The 20,614-nt window shown below is 73.9% G+C and carries 13 protein-coding genes; 9 read left to right on the top strand and 4 right to left on the bottom strand.

Annotation, left to right across the window (positions count from 1 at the left end; translation table 11 throughout):
* Positions 1-2 precede the first annotated feature (2 nt).
* Both IEY61_RS17395 and IEY61_RS17390 read left to right on the top strand, forming a co-directional pair.
* Positions 3-4,154 carry a TIGR02680 family protein gene (locus tag IEY61_RS17395; protein WP_189045573.1) on the top strand — a complete coding sequence of 1,384 codons (4,152 nt, stop codon included), beginning with the start codon at positions 3-5 and terminating at the stop codon, positions 4,152-4,154.
* Positions 4,151-5,386 carry a TIGR02679 family protein gene (locus tag IEY61_RS17390; protein WP_189045571.1) on the top strand — a complete coding sequence of 412 codons (1,236 nt, stop codon included), beginning with the start codon at positions 4,151-4,153 and terminating at the stop codon, positions 5,384-5,386. Before IEY61_RS17395 ends, IEY61_RS17390 begins: the two co-directional genes overlap by 4 nt.
* 3 nt (positions 5,387-5,389) lie before the next feature.
* On the opposite strand, the gene IEY61_RS17385 is transcribed toward IEY61_RS17390, so the two are convergent.
* Genes IEY61_RS17385 through IEY61_RS17375 form a run of 3 tightly spaced genes read right to left on the bottom strand, consistent with a single transcriptional unit; the run spans position 5,390 to position 8,744 of the window.
* Entirely contained in the window at positions 5,390-6,190 is an 801-nt protein-coding gene (locus IEY61_RS17385) for a hypothetical protein (RefSeq protein ID WP_189045569.1), read from the bottom strand.
* A gap of 23 nt (positions 6,191-6,213) precedes the next feature.
* Complete coding sequence (locus IEY61_RS17380) at positions 6,214-7,560, bottom strand: HEXXH motif domain-containing protein (protein WP_189045567.1); 1,347 nt, start codon at positions 7,558-7,560, stop codon at positions 6,214-6,216.
* Entirely contained in the window at positions 7,539-8,744 is a 1,206-nt protein-coding gene (locus IEY61_RS17375) for an FxsB family cyclophane-forming radical SAM/SPASM peptide maturase (protein WP_189045565.1), read from the bottom strand. The genes IEY61_RS17380 and IEY61_RS17375 overlap by 22 nt, the downstream gene beginning before the upstream one ends.
* Positions 8,745-9,037: 293 nt before the next feature.
* On the opposite strand from IEY61_RS17375, the gene fxsA reads away from it, so the two are divergent.
* Genes fxsA through IEY61_RS17360 form a run of 3 tightly spaced genes read left to right on the top strand, consistent with a single transcriptional unit; the run spans position 9,038 to position 14,130 of the window.
* Positions 9,038-9,220, top strand: a complete 183-nt coding sequence (gene fxsA, locus IEY61_RS17370) for an FxSxx-COOH cyclophane-containing RiPP peptide (RefSeq protein WP_189045563.1) — start codon at positions 9,038-9,040, stop codon at positions 9,218-9,220.
* Complete coding sequence (gene fxsT / locus IEY61_RS17365; RefSeq protein WP_189045561.1) at positions 9,207-13,118, top strand: FxSxx-COOH system tetratricopeptide repeat protein; 3,912 nt, start codon at positions 9,207-9,209, stop codon at positions 13,116-13,118. The genes fxsA and fxsT overlap by 14 nt, the downstream gene beginning before the upstream one ends.
* Positions 13,119-13,128: 10 nt before the next feature.
* Positions 13,129-14,130, top strand: coding sequence for a hypothetical protein (locus IEY61_RS17360; RefSeq protein ID WP_189045559.1), 1,002 nt, complete (start codon positions 13,129-13,131; stop codon positions 14,128-14,130).
* Positions 14,131-14,142: 12 nt separating this feature from the next.
* Here the strand turns inward: IEY61_RS17360 and IEY61_RS17355 are convergent, their stop codons facing one another.
* Complete coding sequence (locus IEY61_RS17355) at positions 14,143-16,323, bottom strand: AAA family ATPase (RefSeq protein WP_189045557.1); 2,181 nt, start codon at positions 16,321-16,323, stop codon at positions 14,143-14,145.
* A gap of 302 nt (positions 16,324-16,625) precedes the next feature.
* Here IEY61_RS17355 and IEY61_RS17350 point away from each other — a divergent pair, with 302 nt between their 5' ends.
* The 4 genes from IEY61_RS17350 (at position 16,626) to IEY61_RS17335 (ending at position 20,608) form a co-directional block, all read left to right on the top strand.
* The gene (locus IEY61_RS17350) at positions 16,626-18,428 is read left to right on the top strand and encodes a RyR domain-containing protein (RefSeq protein WP_189045555.1); all 1,803 of its coding nucleotides are present in this window, start codon (positions 16,626-16,628) and stop codon (positions 18,426-18,428) included.
* Entirely contained in the window at positions 18,418-18,927 is a 510-nt protein-coding gene (locus IEY61_RS17345; protein WP_189045553.1) for a hypothetical protein, read from the top strand. The genes IEY61_RS17350 and IEY61_RS17345 overlap by 11 nt, the downstream gene beginning before the upstream one ends.
* A 266-nt stretch (positions 18,928-19,193) precedes the next feature.
* Positions 19,194-20,309, top strand: coding sequence for a WD40/YVTN/BNR-like repeat-containing protein (locus tag IEY61_RS17340; protein WP_189045551.1), 1,116 nt, complete (start codon positions 19,194-19,196; stop codon positions 20,307-20,309).
* Entirely contained in the window at positions 20,306-20,608 is a 303-nt protein-coding gene (locus IEY61_RS17335; RefSeq protein WP_189045549.1) for a MoaD/ThiS family protein, read from the top strand. The genes IEY61_RS17340 and IEY61_RS17335 overlap by 4 nt, the downstream gene beginning before the upstream one ends.
* The last annotated feature ends 6 nt before the right edge of the window (positions 20,609-20,614 follow it).

Below are 20,614 nucleotides of genomic sequence, written 5' to 3'. Positions count from 1 at the left end.
CCGTGATCGAACAACGTGCCGTCCGCCGCTTCGCGCCCACCCGGGCGGGCATCATCAACCTCTGGGACTACCGCGACGAGGAGTTCCTCTTCGTCGACGGGTGGCTGGTGCTGCGCGGGCCGAACGGCTCCGGCAAAACCAAGGCCCTGGAGGTCCTCTTCCCGTACGTGCTGGACGGGCGGATCGAGCCGCGCCGGCTCAACCCGTTCGCCAGCGAGGACCGGACCATGAAGTCGAACCTGCTCTACCGGGGGCAGGAGGTCGCCCACTCCTACGTGTGGCTGGAGTTCGGCGACGGCGAGACGTACGTGACGGTCGGGATCGGGTTGCGCGCGCACCGGCACGTCGACCGGGTGACCCGCTGGCACTTCGTCACCGACGGTCGGGTCGGAATCGACTTCTCGCTGCTGGACGCCGACGACCGGCCGCTGACCCGGCGCGACCTGATCGACGCACTCGGCGCCGAGGCGGTGCGCGACTCGCCGGAGGAGCACAGGCACCTGATCGACGCCCGGCTGTTCGGTCTCGGCCCGGCCCGCTACGAGCAACTGCTCGACCTGGTGCTGACGCTGCGCAAGCCGCAACTGGCCAAGGACCTCAACCCGATCGAGCTGTCCCGGACCCTGCAACGGGGACTGCGTCCCATCGAGGACCACCTGCTCGTCGAGGCGGCCCGTTCCTTCGACGACATGGAGGCGGTCGCCCGTACGCTGGAGGGGCTGGCGGCGGCGGACGGCGCGACCGCCGCCTTCCTCACCGTCTACTCCACCTACCTGCGGACCCACGCGCGGGCCGTGGCCGACCAGCTGGCCGCCCGCCGGGAGGCGATCGCCGACCACGCCCGGGCGTTGGCCGAGGCACGCCGGGAGGCCACGGCAGCGGGCGAGGCGGAGACGGCGGCCGGCACCGCCCTGCGGACCGTCGAGGGGGAGCCCGGCCGCCTGCGGGCGCATCTGGACCGGCTGCGCAGTTCCGCGGCGTACCAGTCCCACGAGCAGCTCGCCGACCTGGAACGGCACGTGCACGACCTGGCCGAGGCGGCGCAGCGCGCCGGGCACGCGGTCGGCACCGAGCAGACCGCCACCACCCGGCGGCGCGGCGAGTGGGAGCAGGCGTCGCGGGCGGCCCGCGACGCCCGCTCGACGGCCGACCGGCTCGCCGCCGAACTGCTGCTCGACGCCGAGGCGGCCGGGATCCCCTGGACCGCCGAGGACAACACGGCCGAGGGCCTGACCACCCGCCTCGCCGCGCGGGCCGGCGCCCGGCGCGACGACGTGCGCGCCGTCCGGGAACAGGCGTCCCGACACGCCCAGGCCGAGCGTGACCAGATCCGGGCCGCCGCCGACGCGACCGCCGCGACCGACGCGCTCACCGAGGCCGAACAGGCCGAGCAGCACGCGGAGCGGGCCGCCGCGGACGCCCGCGACCAGGTACGCGCCGACCTCGAAGGCTGGGCACGCCAGCACGACGACCTGCTGCCCGACCTGGACCAACCGGACCTCGCGGTGATGCTCGCCGCCGCCGTCGACGCCGCCGGCGAACCCGGCGCGCCGACCCTGCGCGAGCTCTACGCGGACGCGACCGCGCCGGCGGTCCACCGGCACCGCGACCGGCTCGCCGAACTGAACGCCCAGCGGACGGCGCTGACCGGCCGCCGGGCCGAGCTGGTGGCCGAGCGGGACCGGATCGGCGCCGAACAGGACGACGCCCCACCGGCCCCGGCGACCCGCACCGCCGCGCGCACCGACCGGGCGGGTGCCCCGCTGTGGCGGCTGGTCCGGTACCGCGACCCGGTGCCCGCCGCCGAGGCCGCCGCGGTCGAGGCGGCCCTGCACGCCGCCGGACTGCTGGACGCCTGGGTGCACCCGGACGCGGGCACCGCCGCGCACGCGGTGGCCGGCGACGACCTGGACGGCTACCTGCTGCCGCTGCCGCCGCACCACCGTCCGGCCGGTGCCACCCTCGCCGACGTGCTGGTCGCCGAGGAACAGGACGAGGTGCCCGCCGAGCGGATCCACGACGTGCTCGCCTCGGTGGCGCTGGCCGACGTGGTCGACGCGCCGCACGCCGCCCCGGTGACCATCGGCGTCGACGGCCGCTACGCCCAGGGCGTCACCGCCGGGCGGTTCGCCAAGCAGCGGTGCGAGTTCATCGGGGCCACCGCCCGCGCGGCCCGACGCGCCGCCCGGCTGGCCGAGTGCGACCGGCAGCTCGCCGCGCTCGACACCGGGATGCGCACCCTCGACGAGGCTCGGGCGGCGATCGACCGGCTGTTGGTCGCCGTGGCCGGCGCCGCCGGCGAGCTGCCGCCGCTGGCCCCGATCCACAGCGCGCTGCGGAACCTGGAGCGGGCGGCGACCACGCTGCGCGGCCGGCAGGAGGCGGCGGCCGCGGCCAACGCCCGCCTGGACCGGGCGCTGGCCGAGCGGGCGAGCACGGACGCGGCGCTGCGCCGGGTCACGGCCCAGCGGTCGCTGCCGCCCGAGCGCCTGGACGCCACCGCCGACGCGGTGGACCGGTTCGAACGCCGTGGCGTACGCCTCGACAGCGCCTACCCGGCCGTCGGCCGCGCCGCCGAGCAGGAGGAACAGGCGCAGCACCGCCACGACGAGGCCGTCGACCGGCTGCTCGCCGCCGAACAGGCGGCCCACGTCGCCGCCGAGCGGCACCGGGAGAAGGCCGAGGCGCACCGTACGCTGCGGGCCAGCATCGGCGCCGAGGCGGAGCGGGTACTCGCCGACGTGGCCCGGACCACCGACGAGATCGAACGGGCCGAGGCCGCCGTCGACCGGGTCCGGGCCGACCTGAGCGTCGCCCAGCAGCGGCGGGCCGCCGCGGCGACCCGGGTCGAGCTGGGGGAGCAGGCGGTCGCCGCAGCGGTGACCGAGGCGCACCAGGACGCGCTGCGGCTGCGCCCGTACGCCCGGCCCGACCTGCTGGGGCTGCTCCGCTGCCCGACCGAGCTGCGGTGGCCGGCGCGGGTGACCGACGAGACGCCCGGCGGCCAGTTGGCGCCGGAGGTGGTCGCCCTGCACGAGGCGATCCTCGCCGCGACCCGGGAGCTGAGCCCGACCGAGACGTCGCTCAAGCAGAGCGCCACCCGGCTGACCACCGCCCTGACCGAGTTGCAGGCGCAGCTGCCGGCGGCCGGTCTGGACCAGCGTCCGGAGTGGGACACCGACGACGGGGTGATCCTCGTCCGGGTCGCCGACGAGCAGGGGCTCACCCCGGTCGCGCACTTCGCCGAGCGGATCGCCCGCGAGCGTCGGGACCAGGAGCAGCTGCTCACCGACGCCGAGCAGCGGGTCCTGGAGGACGCGCTGCTCGGTCAACTGGCCCGGCAGATCCACCACCGCACCATCGAGGCCCGCGACCTGGTGGCGGCGATGGACACCCAGATGCGGGCCCGCCGGATGTCCAGCGGGCTCACCGTCGGCGTGGGTTGGCGGCTCGCCGACGACCTCGACGACGAGCAGCGCGAGGTCTGCAAGCTGTTGGAGCGGGACCCGGCCCGGTTGGGGCCGGCTCCGCTGACCACCATGCGCCGGCACTTCGCCGCCCGGATCAAGGCGGCGCGGGCGCTGCATCCCGAGCGGCCGTACCGGGAACTGCTCGGCGAGGTGCTCGACTATCGGCAGTGGCGGACGTTCGCGTTCACCCTGCACCGACCGGGCGGGGGCACCGAGGCCCTGACCCGGGCCCGGCACAGCCAGCTCTCCGGCGGTGAGCAGTCGGTCTCCCTGCACCTGCCGCTCTTCGCCGCCGCCAACGCGCTCTTCGGCTCGGCCCGCCCGGACGCGCCCCGGCTGCTCGGCCTGGACGAGGCGTTCGCCGGGGTGGACGACACCGGCCGGGGCGAGCTGATGGCGCTGGCGAAGCAGTTCGACCTGGACCTGTTCATGACCGGGTACGACCTGTGGGCCACCCATCCCAGCGTCAGCGGCGCGGCCCATTACGACCTGTCCCACTCGGCCACCGAGCACACCGTCTCCAGCCTGCTGCTGGTCTGGGACGGATCGGTCAACATCGCCGACTTCGACGGGACGCTGGCCCGCGCGCTCGGCTCGCCGGAGACCCGCCGGGCACCGGCCGCCACTCGCCCCGACGGCGATGCCGATGCGCCGCTCGTCCTCGACCTCGCCCCCGGCCAGTGACTAGCGGGCCGCAGCCGGGCGGCGACGCCCCCACACCGCCGCCCTTTGCGGATCCGGGCTGGCGGCGGCTGCTGGCCGCGGCCCGGCGCAGCCTCGAACGCAGCGGTGGACGACTCGACGGCACGGTGAGCCTCCAGTCGCCCAGCGACGACGAGCGGATCGCCATCATCGGGATCACCGGTGCCCACCGGTCCGCCGGGTCGACCCGACTCACCGTGCGGCTGGCCGACGTGGACGACCAGCTTCGCGCGGTCCACGGGGTCGGGCTGCGCGATCTGCTTACCGCCTCGGCGCCGTTGCGCAGCCGGGCGGCCGAGGCGAAGCGGGAAGCGGTGGCCCGGGACGTCCTGCTGGACCTGGCCAGCGCGGGCCGACACGCCGCCGCCGGCTGGTACGAGCAGTGGCTCGACGGGCTGCGCCGTGACGGCACTCTGACCCGGGTCGTGCGTGCCGGGCTGCCCTTCGGTGACGTGGTGCGGGTATTGGACGCCCTGCCGGCGGCGGACGAGCCGATCCCGGTCTTCGCCGACCGGCTGCTCGACGACACCAAGGCGCTCAGCGAGGGACCCCTGCGCGGCCTGGTGCTCCGGGCCCTCGCCGCCTGGCAGGAGGTGCCGGTGCCGAGCGGCGGCGAGCCCGAACGGGCGCTGTGGGAATCCGTCGGGCTCGTTCCGGACGATCTCGCCAGCCAGGTGCTGGTGCTCAACCTACCGGCCGGCGGCGGCCCGCTCGGCCGGTGGCTGACCGAGGCCGCCGCCGTGGGTGAGCCGCTCCGGGTCACGTTGCACCAGCTGCGCCGCTTCCCGCCGGCGGTGACCGCCGACGAGATCTTCGTCTGCGAGAATCCGGCCGTGCTCCGGGCGGCGGCCGCCGCGCTCGGGGCGCAGTCGCCGCCACTGGTCTGCACCGAGGGGGTGCCCTCGGTGGCGGTGCACACCCTGCTGCGCGCCGCCGGACGCGCGGTGCTCAGGTGGCGCAACGACTTCGACTGGACGGGCGTACGGCTCACCGCCGCCGCCCTCGACCGCTACCCGACGGCGGTGCCGTGGCGGATGAGCACCGCCGAGTACGCCTCGGCGGCCGGCTCGGGCCCGGCGCTGCTCGGTGTGCCCACCGACACCGGTTGGGACCCGACGCTGTCGCCGGCCATGCGGCAGGCGGGTCGGGCCGTGATGGAGGAGCGCCTGATCACCCTTCTCCTCGACGATCTGCGCGACGCCGCCCGGCCCTAGACGTCACGCCGGTGGCTGGTCGTTGGCCGGGCCCGTCGCCTCGGGCCCGGCAACCTGGATCAGATGCGCCACCCAGCGTTCGAACTTGCTGCTGCCCCCACCGAGCAGCCCGGACAGCTCGTACGCGTTCACCCCGCCCCGGGCCACCAGCGTCTCGACCAGGGTCCGCAACCGCCGGTGGTCGTCCTCGGCCGACCCGTCGCGGTAGCCGCCCGTGCCCAGGTGGCGCTGCACGTCCTGGAGGATGTCCATCATCTGCGGCAGCGTCTCGATGATCTGCGACAGGCCCGCCTCGTGCGGGCTGGAGGACCCGCGCAGGTCCTGGAGGGTGAGGGCGACCGACATCGGGGTGACGATGTCGGCCTCCCGGCCGATCGCGTCGATGGCCCGGCCCAACTGCTTCTTGGCGTCGTGCACGCTGTCGAGATCGGTGTGGTCGACGAGGATGGTGCGCATCCCCTGCACGTCGAAGGGAAGGTGCTGGTCCTTCGCCATCAACTGCACGAACGGCTTGCGGAGCGCGTGGCGGACCGCCAGCTCGTAGAAGACGTTGGCGTTCTGGTCGGTCAGGTCGGCGATGACCAGGTCGTTGCGGATGATGTGGTCCAGCACCTGCGAGGTGATCAGACCGGCGCGTTCGATCTCGTCGCCCCGCACGGCGACGAAACCCCGTTCCTCCACCACCGGGCGGATGACGTGCTTGAGGATCTGGTCGCTGCGTTTGCGTATCTCCGAGCCCTCCGGGCCGATCGGTGCGATCACGAAACATTCACGACGCGCGGACTCACCGTTACCCTCCCCCATGGACACAGCGTAAGGGAGACTGGTCAACCTCGTGTCGGCCCGGTCGGTGCCCGGGTCCGCTCCCAGCGCGCTCGGTGTGCGTCCAGCAACCGGCCGGCCTCGGTCGCCGCCTGTCGCGACACCGGTTCGCCGGCCCACCGGTCGAGCATCCCGGCCATGCCGTGGACCAGTCGTCGACCCACCGGGGTCAACCGGCGCTGCGCGGCCAGCACCCGGACCGTCTCGTCGGCCGCCCGGTGCCAGCGGGCGAACTCGACCTCGGCGTGGTGCCGGGGCGCGCCGGCCCGGGCCACCCGGGTCTGCCGTCGCCAGAAGCCCGCCACGCCCAGATGGGCGTACGCGCCCTGCAGCAGGGCGTCCAGCGGTCGCGGATCGCGGCGCCACGGCGCGTAGAACAGCTCCCGGGGGCCCGGCTCGATCAGCGCGAACATGTCCGTCAACGCGGCCAGCTTGAGATGTTGGATCTCGTGGGCCAGGGTGACGGCCGCCGACCGGGCGTCCGGCGGCATCGACATGGTCACCGAGCCGAAGGCGTGGTGGAAGGTGCCGCTGCGGGTACCGGCGCGGGGCGCGGGTAACGGGGCCAGCACGCGCAGCGCGGCGGAGATCTCCCCGGCGACCGGCCGGTGGTGCTCGACCAGGAGCCGCCACCCCCCGGCCAGGCGGGACCGCCAGGCGCCGGTGACCGTGCCGCCGATCCGGTGGCCGGTGCCGGCGGCCGGGACGTGCCGCCAGGCCGGCGTGTCCAGCAGCAGGGACAGCGGCAACCCGCGGTGCGCGACCTCCAGCCGGGGCACCGGCCGCCATCGCGGGTCGGTCGGCGGGCCGGTGCCGATGTCGATCCGTTCGCCCGCGCCGTACGCTCGCGCCCGCCCGTCGCTGACCCGGACCCGGGCCCGTCTGGTCGACGGGGGCAGCAGCACCGTGCCGAGGCCGGGCAGGTCCAGCCGGCCGGCCGCACCGGGGTCGAGCGGGACGTCGAGGTCGGCGTCGGTGCCGGCGCGCACGGCCGCGGCCGCCGCCACCGCCGCGAGCAACCCCGGATGGGTCGCCCCGGGTTCGCCCCGCCGTAGCAGGGACGCGGTGCCGAACGCCCACGCGGCGACCGGCGGATGCCCGAGCGCGGCCGTGCGCTCCGCCGGCGGCAGTGCCGTCAGCAGACGGTACGCCGAGCAGACCGCCGCCTCGTCCGGATGTCGGGTCTCGCGGACGAGCAGCACGAGCGCGCGTACCGCCAGCAGCGTCTTGCTGCGTTGCGCGGCCCGCAGCCGCTCGACGGCGGCCACCCCGCCCCGGCCGGCGGCGAGTTCGTCCAGCACCCGGGCCGGGAGCCGGTGTTCGGCCAGGATCACCACGCCGCTCCTCGCCATGCCGCCACGTCCCGGTCGACGGTGCGTCGGATGTGGCTGATGAGGGCGTACAGGTCGGGGCAGTAGACCGACGGGTTGTCGAAGCCGTTGCCGGCGCGGTAGCGGTGGGTGCGTAGCCCACCACCACACACCCGGCCCAGGTCACAGGCGCGGCAGGTGGCGTTGAGCGCGGCCGGACCGGCCTGCTGGGCCCGCACCGCCGGCAGTGCGAGCGCGGCGTCGAACGGGTCCCGGGTCACGTGCCGGCCGGTCCGGGCCGCGCCGGCGTACGCGGCGCCGAGCGTGTCGTCCAACTCGATCGCGCCGTCGGTCTGCACCACCACCACCGCGACGGGGCTGGTGCCCACCCCGCTCAGCCGGGAGGCGCCACCGAGCAGCAGCTGGATGATCTCGTCGAAGATCCGGATCCGCACCGGCGGGCCCGGCTCGCGGTACCACCGGTCGAAGACCGCGGCCAGCCATCGCGCGTACGGCACCTGTCGGGTGTCGGGGGGACGGCCCGGCGGCGGCGTGCTCCAGGTGCCGTGCGGCAGCAGGAAGTCGATCGCCGGCGGGCGGTGCGCCAGCAGTGCGTGGTACGTGCTGACCGGGTCGTTGCGCAGGTCGACCGTGCACAGCAGACCGTTGAACAGGTGGCCGGGGCCCGCGACCAACCGCCGCAGGGCCGCCTCGACCCGCTCGTGGCTGCCCTGCCCGTCCGGCCCGCGCCGGTGCCGGTCGTGGGCGGCGCGGTCACCGTCGAGGCTGACGCTGATTCGCACGTCGAGCCGGTCGAACAGGCGCAGGTACGCCTCGTCCAGGCGGATGCCGTTGGTCTGCACCGTCACCCGGACCGGCACCGGTGCCGTCTCCCGGCGCAGCGTGGCCACGGCGTGCTCGATCATCGCCGGCCCGGCCAGCAGCGGCTCGCCGCCGTGCAGGATGACCTCCGCCCGGCGCAGCCCGTGCGCGCGGGCGTGTTCGCCGATCCGCCGGGCGGTCGCGTCGAGCACCGGCCGCGGCATGACCCGGGGCAGGGCCTGCCAGCGCTGGTCGGCCATCGTGTACACGTAGCAGTGGTCGCAGGCCAGGTCGCACCGGCTGTGCAGCTTGAGCACGAACTGCCGGAACGCGACGGGCGGGGTGTGCCGGGCCGCCGAACCGGGACCAGCGGCGCGACGGCGGCGGTCGTCGGATCCGGGCATCAGGGGCTCCGCCCTTCTGGCGGCGGCCGCTTCGGCCACCGTCGAAGATGACCAGCATACATCGACGTGGACCGCTCGACTGGCCGTCCGCGATCGAGCCGGCCGGGCCGGGGATGCCGGGTGCGTCCGTCCGGCGTGTCCTGCGCGCCACGTGGTCGCGCCCGTAAGGTACGGGCGATGGCCGCTGCGGCGCACCGTTATCATGGGCATACGCAGCGGATCTGGCCAACGGTCGATGTCCGGCTTTGTGGCGACGCGATCGGTGCGAGACGCAGACGGGCGGTGATCGCCGGATGGAAACCGGGGAGGACATGGTGCGCTCCGATCTGATCGATCTGACCGAGGTGGATCCGACCGCGCTCGACGCCGTACCGAGCGCGGTCCTGCTGGCCGCGCTGCGCCGGCTGGAGCGACGCAGCGCCGATCCCGGCGACCAGTACGCCGGTTTCCAGAGTGCGCTCGATGGCGAAGACTGAGCCGCGCAGCGGTCCGGCCACCCGGGCCGGCGTACCGCAGCGCCGTCCCGCGCCCGGCCGGGCCGGGCCGGCCGGCGGCGACGAACCAGCGGGCAGCTGCACCATCGTCTCGTTCGTCTCACCGGCCAGCGGCACCGGGCGCAGCAGCGCGCTGGCCAACATCGCCTGGATCCTCGCCTCCAACGGCAAGCGGGTGCTCGCCGTGGACTGGTGCACCCGGACCCCCCGGATCTACGACTACCTCCGTCCGTTCCGGGTGGACGCCGTCTCGGTGGCCGAGGTGCTCGGTGTCGACCTCGGTGCCGTGATCAACCCCAATTCGGACGGCCCGTCGCACCGGAGCGCCCCGGTGATCGCCCCGCCCGCGCCGGAGCAGGGCATCCTCTACCGCTACGCGATCCCCGGGTCGGGCTTCACCTTCGACATGGTCGGTGTCGGCCTGGACAGCGACGGCGTGCCGGCCGGTGACCCGGCGCGGATCCGCCAGCTGTTGCAGCGGTACGCCTCCTACGACTACGTCCTGATCGACACCCCGGTGGACCTCAGCCTGCCGGGCATCACCTACACCGCGTTGCTCAGCGACGTCGCGGTGGTCTGCATGCCGCCCCGACGTCAGGCGATGCTGCAGGCCGCCGAGCTCGCCGGTCAGCTTCAGCGGCAGGCCACCGGCGGCATCCGGGTGCTCGCGGCGCCGACCCTGCGCGACGTGAGCCAACCGTGGTACGGCGAGGTCCGCGACTCGGCCCGCAAGGCGTTCGCCAAGCTGCTCGACGAGGCCGCCCACGGCACGTCGTCCTCGCCCGCCGTGGAGATCGTCGAGGTGCCCGAGCAGGCGTACGACACCTACGACGACGTGCTGGCGGTGCTGGCCGATCCGCCCGGCGCGGAGACCAGCCTGCTGGCGGCCTACGAACAGATGACCTCCTGGATCAGCGGCGGCGCGGTGGCCCGCGCCGCCGCCGTGCCGGAGCGGATCCGCCGCCGCTACCGCCGCGGCGTGCTGCTGGAGCGCGCCGAGAGCGCCGACGAGATCGTGGTGTTGTACGAGCCGGTGGACCGGCCGTGGGCCGACTGGATCGGCGGGCAGCTGCGGCGGGCCAACGTCCGGGTCCACCGCCAGGTCGTCCGGTCCGGCGTCGAGCCGGCATACCCGGCGGACGCCACCGTGCTGGCCATCCTGTCCGAACGCGTGCTCCGGCTGGTCGGCGCCGATCTCTCCGCCGCGCCGGATCCCGACGACGCCGAGTTGCTCGGCGTGCTCACCTCGCGGCACCAGCCGGAGCAGCACCTCGATCCGAGCCGGGTGATCGACCTGCGGCAGGCCGATCCGGGCCGGGCCCAGCCGTTGCTGCTGAGCCGGCTCGGACTCATCGCGCCGGTGCAGCCCGCCGACGACTCGCGGACCGCGCCCCGGTACCCGGCCGAGATGGACCGGCGCCTGCGCAGCAACCTGCCGCCCCGCAACGAGGCGTTCGTCGGGCGCGGCGCGTACCTGGAACGGCTGCGGGACCGGCTCACCGACGGCGGCGGCCCGGTCACCCTCGCCGGCGGTGCGGGCGTCGGCAAGAGCGAGCTCGCCCGCGAGTTCGCCCACCGCTTCGCCTACGACTACGACGTGGTCTGGTGGATCCCGGCGCAGGACCGGGAGACGGTGCAGGCGGCGCTCGGCGAGCTGGCCGAGGAGATCAACGCGGTCGACGGTGCCGGCGCGGCGGAGGCGGCCCTGGCGGCGCTCTCCGCGTCGCGTGGTGCCGTGGCCCGCTGGCTGCTGATCTACGACAACGCCGACGACGCGGACGTGCTGACCGGGCTGCAACCCCGCCCCGGCAGCGGCCACGTGTTGATCACCTCGCGGGACGACGGCTCCTCCAACCTGCCCGCGCCGCTGGAGGTCGCGGCGTTCAGCGGCGACGAGAGCGTCGCCATGCTCCGGCGGGTGCTGGGCATCCGAGCCGACGACGCGCGGGCCATCGCGGGCGCGCTGGAGCACCTGCCGTTGGCCCTACGGCTGGCCACCGCCTGGATGCGCGAGCGCATCCGGTCGCTGGAGCACGACGGCGTACCCAACCTGGAGGCGGTCAACCGGTGCGTGGCGGAGCTGCTGGAGCGACTGCGCGGCGACGCCGACGGTGAACCGGCCGAGCGGATACCGGGTTCGCGGACCACCACCGTCGCCCGGGTCCTGGACATCACCCTGGACACGCTGCGGGACACCGAGTTCGGGCCGCTGGCGATCCGGGTGGCCGAAGTCGGCGCGTTCCTCTCGCCCGAGGGGATCGGGCTGCCCCTGCTGCGGTCGGTGTCGATGCTCACCCAACTCGCCGCCGCGGCCGGCCTGGATGCCGAGGAGCTGCTGCTCACCGCCGGCGAGATCGACCTGGTGCTGACCGTGGGCGCCCGGTTCGCGCTCTTCGACGTCGACTGGGGACGCGGCGCCGCGCTGCGGATGCACCGGGCCGTCCAGGTCCTGCTGCGCGAGACGATCCCGGAACCGCAGCGGCACGAGCGGCACCGGCAGGTGCTGTACGGCCTGGCCGGGTACGCGCCGACCGACCCGGAGGCCGACGACCCCCGCTACGCCGCCGTCTTCGACGAGCTGCAACGGCATCTGGTGCCCTCCGACGCGTTGACGGCCGACGAGCGACCCATCCGGCACTGGGTGGTCAAGCAGATCCGCTACCTCTATCTGCTCAACGACAGCGACGCCTGGCAGTCCGCGGTGCAGTTGGCGCAGCCGGCCTGCGAGCGGTGGACGGCCAACGGTGAGTTCGACCAGCTGACCATGCGGTTGTTCGTCCAGACCGCGAACCTACACCGGGCGCTGGGCCGCTACCAGGAGGCCCTGCGCCTCGACGAGCAGGTGCTCGGCGAGCAGCGCCGCCGTTACGGGCTGCGGCACTTCCGGACGCTGATCGCCGGCCGGGGTCGGGGCGGTGACCTGCGCGGCCTGGGCCGCTTCGAGGACGCCCTCGTCGAGGACCAGGCCACCCTCGTCGGCTTCCAGACAGTGCTCGGCGACGATCACCAGAACACCCGGATGGCGGTCAACAACCTCGCCATCTCGTTCCTGTTGACCGGCGACGCGCGGGAGGCGCTGCGGCTCGCCCACGAGTTGCGGGGCCGGTTGATGGCGCTGTACGGGCCGGAGGATCCGTGGACGTGGCGGGCGTTGTGCCTGGTGGGCACCTTCGAGCGGGAGGCCGGTGAGTACGATCTGTCGCTGGCCACGCTGCGTGAGGCGCTGGAGCGGGTGCACGAGCTGCGTTCCGCCGGCCACCTCGACGAGTTGCACGTCAACCGCAGCCTCGCGGTGACCGAGCGGCGGCTGGGCCACATCATCGCCGCCAAGAAGCGCAGCGCGGAGGCATTCCGCGGCTACCGGGACCAGCTCGGCGAGGACCACCCCCTCACCCGGGCGAGCCTGCTCAGCCTGGCGGTGGACTACTACCGCACGGGCGACGCCGGGGTCGCCGTCCAGCACGCCCTCCGCTGCCTGCGCGGCTACGAGCGGACGCTGGAGTCCGGCCACCCGTTCACCGCGGTCTGCTCGGTCAACCTCGGGCTGTTCCAGCGCGGTGCCGGCGAGTACGACCAGGCGGTGCGCGACGGCGAACGGGGCCTGCGTACGCTGCGCGTCCGGCTGGGTGACGCCCACCCGTGGACGTTGACCGCGACGACGGCCCAGGCCGGCCACCTCGCCGCCCGGGGCGATCTGGACGATGCCGCCCGGATCCAGGACGAGGCGCGGCGGACCTGCCTGCGTTACCTCGGTCGGCAGCATCCGTGCAGCATCGACGCGGTCGCCAACCTCGCCGCCGTCCACGCGCTTCGCGACGGCACCACCGAGGCCGGCCCGGCCGCCCTGACCGACACCGACATCGACGTGCCGAGAAGCTGAGGAGCACGACGTGACCGATCCGCAGCTGCTCGACGCCCTGGCGGAGGAGACGGCCGAACAGGCGATACCCGGCCTCGCCCGGAAGCGGGACCTGTGCCGCCAGCTGCTGCTCAGCGGGTGCGGCGTCTACCACGTCGCGCACTACACCGGCGGGGTGCTCGACTTCGCGTTGGACCTGCTGGCGCACGCCTGCGCGCCGCCCGCCGTCGACGGGGCCGACCCGGCGCAGCGCCGGGACGCCCACCGCCGGGTGGGCGCCCAGCTGGCCTACCGGGCGGCCGAACTCAGCCGACGGGTGTGGGAGCTGCAGTGCGGCGGGTTGGTCCGGTTGGCCGTCCAGACCCGGACGGGCTATGTCTTCTGCAACACCGTGGTCGGTGGCGAATACGTGGTGGGCTTCGCGGCGCTGCCATCGGCTGCCGTCGACGAGGTGGCTGATCCGGCCCGGGCGAGCGAGGTCGACCGGGCCGCGTCCCGACTCGCCACCGACCTGCGTCAGCTGGTCCGGCTGCCCTCGCAGAATCCGGGCGGCTGGTCGACCGCCGACGGCGAACGGATCTCCTCGGCGTCGACCGGCGAGGACGTGGCGCCGTACGTGAACGGGGTCGAGGAGGTGGCCGCGCCGCTCGCCGCGTCGTTGCGACCCGCCGGGCTGCACTACCTGAGCCACCACCGGCTGGGCGAGCAGACGGCGGCGGTCGACATCCTGCACCACCCGGAGCTGGAACCCTTCTTCAGCCGCGGCAGCACCGTGGCCGACCGGCGGGCCGGCTACGAGCGCCTCGGCGAGGACCTGTCGCTGCTGGCGTTGCAGGTCAGTCGGGACCTGCGCCGCGCCGTCCCGGGCGACGTCGAGCGGTTGGTGCTCGATCTGGAGATCGGCGCGCTCTTCTACTACCTGCTCGCCCCGGACAACTATCTCTTCGGGGTGGTCCTCGACCAGGACTGGGTCAGCCAGGCCGATCAGGACATGTCGACCCTGGGGCGCCGGTTGGCCGCTGCGGCGGGCTGAGACCGCGGTCGCTCAGCCGTCCATCATCACCAGTTGCCGCACCCGGCCGCTCAACCCGTTGAACACCGAGCGCGCCTCCGACCAGCTGCGTGATCGGTCCACCGGCTCGGCCGCGCCGTCGTGGCCGGGCACGGCCAGGTCACCCAGCACGTCCAGCTGGAACAGCGGCAGGTATTCGGCGATGCCGTCGTAGGTCTCGCAGAGCCGGTCCAGCCGTTCCAGGTCGCCGGGATGGGGGGTGTGGCGGTGGCTCTCGTGCCACTGTTGGACGCCGTCCCGGAACGCCTCGATCAGCCGGCGCAGCACCAGCGACGTGCCCAACGCCCGCTGCACGTCCCGGGAGCGCAGCCCCGAGCGCAGCGGTGTCCCGCCGCCGGCCCGACCGCCGACCTCGGGCCCCGGTGGCGCGAACGCGTCCCGCAGGTGACGTTCGAAGCCGGTGAGCTGGTCCAGCGCCTGGATGGCCTCGACGAAGACCCGGGCCACCCGGCCCGGTAGCGGGACTGTTGCGCCCGTCGGCACCGGTGGCCGCCGCGCCGCGTCGCCGTCGCGGTGCGCCGAGGCCCGGGGGTCGTGGCGCAGATCGCCCCGGATCTCGTCGAGCTGGTACGACAGTCGTTCGATGGAGCGTTGGGTGTTGGTCTGCTGGCGCTGGATCCGCTCGACCCGTTGCCGTACGGAGGTCAGCGCGTCCGCGCCCAGGGCCTGCTCCAGCCGGCGCATGGAGGCCTTGACGCTGCCCGAGAGATCCTCGGCGAAGGTCTGCGGATCGTAGACGATCGGCTCGACGCTGAACGTCTCGGCGAGGTCCGCGGCGAACTCCGCCGGCAGGTGCCCGACGACGACCAGGATCACCTCGCTGTCCGGCATCGCGGCCCGGATCGTCACCACCCGGCGGTTGAGCTCGTCGACCTCCTCGGATTTGAGCACCGACTCGGAGAGCAGCACGCAGCAGCCGGCGCCCGACTCGTCCAGCGGCACCCAGAAGTCGACCGGCAGGTCGCGCAGCGAACCGAGCAGATGATCCCGCTGGTACGACCAGCCGTCCTGGGTGAGCATCCGCCGGACGTCGGCGGCGACGTCCTGCCGGCTGGCCAGGTCGAACTGGATGCGTACCGCCTCACGCACCATCAGGTGGGTGACCGGCCCGCCGGCCTGCACGGCCCGCTGGTAGAGGTGGTAGCAGAGCCGGATCAACCGGCGTGGCACCCCGTCGGTCAGGTTCGTGAGGTACTCGGTGGTCTCCACCGTGAACGGCGTCAGCCGCGCCTGGCCGAACGCCCGCGCCTGGCTCTGCCGGATGAAGTCCCGCACGTCCGCCGCGGTCAGCGCGGACATCCGCACGATCGGCCCGATCCGCTGGCGCACCTCGGGGCTGAGCAGGTGCAGCATGTCCGGCAGCCCGGCGATCACCAGGAACGCGCCGGCCGAGGCGAAGACGCCGATCATCCGCGAGAACCGGGCCATCGTCTCCTCGGCGGGTCGCCCCGCCGCAGAAAGGATCTTGTCCAGCTCGTCGAGCACCAGCACGAAACGCTCGTGCCGGCGCCCGTACAGCAGGGCGAGGACACCCATCGTCTCCACGGCGGCCGACTCCACGTCCGGTCGGGTGGTGATGCCCCGGGCGGCCAGGGCCGGACCCGGCGGATAGCCCATCAGCCAGTCCCACGCCATCGCCTCGGTGGCGGGATCGACCAGCAACGCCAGCACCGTGCCGACGGACGGGTCGGTGGTGACCTCGGTCAGTTCCCCGCGCAGCCGTTCGGCGAGCAGTTCGGTGGCGGGGCGCCGCTCGTCGGTCGCCGGGGCGGCGGGCGGATCTGTCAGATACTCGTCGAGCAGGGCCCGCACCGCGTCGCGGGACAGCCGGTTCAGGAAGCGGCGGCTCAGCGACAGGAACGTGTCGGCCGGGGCGTCGAGGTAGACGGCCTGGTCGGCCGTGCCCGTGACCCGGCGGGCTTGCGCCAGCAACTCGGCCGCGAGGTGGGTCTTGCCGGTGCCGTAGTCGCCCACCACGGCGACCGCCCCGCCGGCGCCGGTGTGCAGGTAGTTGTCGAGGTGGGCGAGGGCGTCGCGGATGGCCACGGTGACCACCGTGGTCGCCGGCGTGTCACCTTCGGAAATCCGGGCGACCGCTGTGGGGGAGAACGGATTGACCGGGCCGACGGCTGGCGGAACTTCCATTGCGTCCATTGCCCCTGATCCTCCGGTAGCTCTGCTCTGGGCACCAGGCAGTCCCACGTCGCAGGCCGGCCCCTCGTCACCGCCTCCGGAACGTCCTCAAATCGTAGCCTTCGGTAGCCATTTCGGCCTCCCCCGCCGGTGGGCGGCTCGGTCTCACCTGCGAAAAAGGGCGGGATGTCGAAGCTTCTCTTGATCGATTACGTCAAATACCATGGGCCAATGGTCGCGATCCGGTGGCCGCACAGCCGGCGTCGGCCGTCCGACCTGGACGGCCCGTTTTGCCCCGGCCCGTCGGCCGAGGGCGCCGTTCGATGACGCATCCGGCAGCCGGCCTCGCCCGTCCGGCCGTGTGGTGGCTGCGAGTGGCCTTCGCGATCGTCGGACTGGCCGCCCTGGTCCTCGGTCACCTCGGCTTCCAGCGGTTCGGGCAGCTGCGGCCGGACACCATCCACGACCAGTACGACGTCCACTACTACAGCCTCCAGCTCTTCCTCTTCAGCGCCGAACCCTTCGAGGAGCCGGGACCCCTGCCGTGGCAGCTACAGGTGGCCCGGTTCCTCGCCCCGCTGTTCACCCTGCTCGCGGTGGCCGAGGCCGGCCGGCTGCTGCTGGCCGCCGAGATCCGCCGCCTGCGCGCCCGGCGGGCCAGCGGCCACGCGCTGGTCTGCGGCGACTCCCAGTTCGCCCAGATGCTCGCCGACCGGCTCTTCGCCGACGGCGGGCGGGTGGTCGTGGTGCGCTCCGAGCCGTTCGGGCCGCTGGAGTACCGCCGGCGTCGCTACCTCGGTGTGATCGGCGACCCGACCAACGCCGAGGTGCTGCGCGGCGCCGGCCTGCCGCACGCCCACACCATCTACGCCTGCACCCCCGACGACGACCTGAACCACGCGATCGCCAACACCGCCAGCCGGCTGATCGCCGACGGACGCCGATCACCTCGGGTCTACGTCCAGGTCCACGATCCCGAGATGTGCCTGTCGTTGCAGGCCCGGCGGCTGGGCGCCGCCGGGTCCAGCCGGCTGCGGCTGGACTACTTCCACGTCGACGACATCGCCGCCCGGGCCCTGCACCGGCACCACCCGTTGCTGCCCGCCGCCGGCCGGCCGACCCGGGTGCTCATCGCCGGCAGCGGCAGCTTCCGGCGGGCGCTGCTGGTGGAGACGGCCCGGCACTGGCGTGCGCGCCGGACCGGGCCCGCCAGCCCTGCGCCGCCGCTGCGGGTCGAACTCGTGGCTCCGGACGCCAGCGCCGAACTGGCCCTCGCCGCCTCGCGCTACCCGTTCCTGAACACCGTCTGCCAGGTGTCGGCGTACGACCGGGACATCGACGGGCTGACCGGGCTGGACCAGTTCGGCGCGGGTGGCTACGACCGGATCTACGTCTGCGCCCCGAGGGAGAGCAGCGGCCTCCAGTTCGTGCTGGACACCCCCGCGCTGTGGCAGGGAGCGCGCAGCGCGGTGTTCGTACCGGTCTACCGGCAGGCCGCGCTCGCCGCCGCCTTTCACGGCGATCCCCGCCACGACCTGCTCGACGAGGTGCACGGGAAACTGCGTCTGTATCCGGTGCTGACCCACGCCTGCGACGCCCGGCTGATCGCCGAGGACCTCACCGAGCGGCTGGCCGAACAGATCCACGAACGCTACCTGCACGCCAGGCTGCGCTCCGGGGTACGCCTCGGTGCGGCGCCCGCGATGGTCGGCTGGGCCGGGCTGCCCGAGTCGCTGCGGCAGGCCAACCGCAGCTACGTCCAGGACATCGCGGCCAAGCTGCTGGACCTCGGCTGCGTGGTGGCTCCCCGGCACGGCAGCAGCGGCGACGCCTCGGCGGCCGGGCAGGCCATCGCCGACCGGATCGACCAGTTGGCCCGACTCGAACACGAGCGGTGGTGCCGGGAACGGCGTGGCGAGGGCTGGAGCTACGGCGAGCCGCGCGACGACGCCCGGCAGCGGCACCCCGAACTGCGGCCGTGGGACGAGTTGAGCCACGCCGTGCAGGAGCAGAACCGGGAGGAGATCCGTACGCTGCCGGACGTGCTGTCCGACAGCGGGTTCGAGTTGATCCGGCTGACCTCCACCGTGCCCGGGCAGCGGGGAGGATCGGCCGATGGCGAATGATCCCCCGCCGGTGCGCGTCGGCGTCGCCGGGCACATCAACCTGACCCCGGCCACCGAACGGCTCGTGGCCGACGCCCTCCGCGTCGAGCTGCGCCGGATCAGCGTCCGGCCGGTGCACGGCGTCACCTGCCTGGCGGCCGGCACCGACCAGGTCTTCGCGCGGGTGGTCCTGGGCACCGGCGGCAGCTACGAGGTGGTCCTGCCCGCCCTGGACTACCGGGACAGCATCGACCCGGCGCACCGGGCCGCCTTCGACGAGTTGCTGGACCGGGCGACGCTGGTCGTGCACACCGGCCACCGCAGCTCCGGCACCGCCGCCTACGTGGCCGCCAACCGGGAACTGCTCAGCCGGGTGGAGCGGTTGGTGGCGGTCTGGGACGGCGAGCCGGGCTGCCACGCGGCGTCGACGGACCGGACCGTACGGATGGCCCGCCAGCGGGCCATCCCGACCACGATCATCTGGCCCGCCGCCGCCCGCCGGCTGCCCCGCGACCACTGACCGCCTCGATCGTCGATCAACCTGGCTGACGTACCCCGGTAGCGAGGACCGCTCGTTGTCCAGATCGGGGGCGGGAAATCGTCGTACCCGGAGAGTGGGACGAACACGCATGAGCTTCGGCATGCCGGGCGGTCCGCCGGGCGGTCCGCCGGGCAGTTCGCCGAACCGGACGAGAGGACGCACCGAGTGAGCGAGCAGCAGCAAACGATTCCGCCAGGCCGCACGACGACCGGCCGCCGCGACGCCGAGCGACGCGAGGTGGCGACATGAGCGGGGTACGGGTGCTGGTCGGCACCCGCAAGGGCGCGTTCATCCTGACCTCGGACGGCCGGCGCGGCGACTGGACGGTCGACGGCCCACACTTCGGCGGCTGGGAGATCTTCCACCTGACCGGGGCGCCGGCCGACCCCGACCGCCTCTACGTCTCGCAGTCCGGTGGCTGGTTCGGGCAGCTGATCCAGCGCTCGGACGACGGCGGCCGGAGCTGGCGCACGGTCGGCAACGACTTCGCCTACGCCGGTGACGTGGGGGAGCACCTGTGGTACGACGGCACGCCACGTCCGTGGGAGTTCAAGCGCATCTGGCACCTGGAACCGTCGCGCGACGACCCCGACACCGTGTACGCGGGCGCGGAGGACGCGGCCCTCTACCTCTCCAGCGACGGCGGCCAGCAGTGGACCGAGCTGACCGCCCTGCGTACCCACCCGACCGGCCCGTCGTGGCAGCCCGGCGCCGGTGGCCTCTGCCTGCACACGATCATCCTGGACCCGGTGCACCGGGGCCGGATCTACACCGCGATCTCGGCGGCGGGCGCGTTCCGCAGCGACGACGCCGGCGCCAGCTGGGTGCCGATCAACAAGGGGCTGTCGTCGGGGGAGATCCCCGACGACGACGCCGAGGTCGGCCACTGCGTGCACCACATCACCCAGCACCCGTCCCGGCCGGACACGCTGTTCATGCAGAAGCACTGGGACGTGATGCGCAGCGACGACGCCGGGGGGAGCTGGCGCGAGATCAGCGGCAACCTGCCGTCGGACTTCGGGTTCCCCATCGCCGTGGACGCGAACGACCCCGAGACGATCTACGTCGTACCGATCAAGAGCGACTCCGAGCACTACCCGCCGGAGGGCAAGCTGCGCGTCTACCGCAGCCGCACCGGCGGCGACGAGTGGGAGCCGCTGACCGCGGGCCTGCCGCAGTCGCACTGCTACGTCAACGTGCTGCGCGACGCGATGGCGGTCGACACGCTGGACCCGTGCGGGATCTACTTCGGCACCACCGGCGGACAGGTCTACCACTCGGCCGACGGTGGCGACAGCTGGGCGCCGATCGTCCGGGACCTGCCGCCCGTACTCTCCGTCGAAGCCCAGGTGCTGGCGTGATCCGAGTGGTCCTCCCGGCGCACCTGAAGAACCTGGCGAACGTCACCGGCGAGGTACGCGTCGAGGTGGCCGGCCCCGAGCCGGCCACCCAGGGCCGGGTGCTGGACGCCCTGGAGGCGCGCTACCCGATGCTGCTCGGCACCATCCGTGACCGGCACAGCGGCCAGCGCCGCGCGTTCGTCCGCTTCTACGCCTGCGAGGAGGACCTCTCCAACTCCCCACCGGACGCCCCCCTGCCCGAGCGGGTCGTCGCCGGCGAGGAACCGCTGATCATCCTCGGTGCGATGGCCGGGGGATAGGCCGCC

Origin of the sequence: Micromonospora sonchi (genome assembly GCF_014646235.1) — a bacterium.
In the GTDB taxonomy this organism is placed as follows: Bacteria; Actinomycetota; Actinomycetes; order Mycobacteriales; family Micromonosporaceae; genus Micromonospora; species Micromonospora sonchi.
Note: the sequence above shows the minus strand (reverse complement) of the source record. Positions and strands in the feature narration are given on the sequence as shown.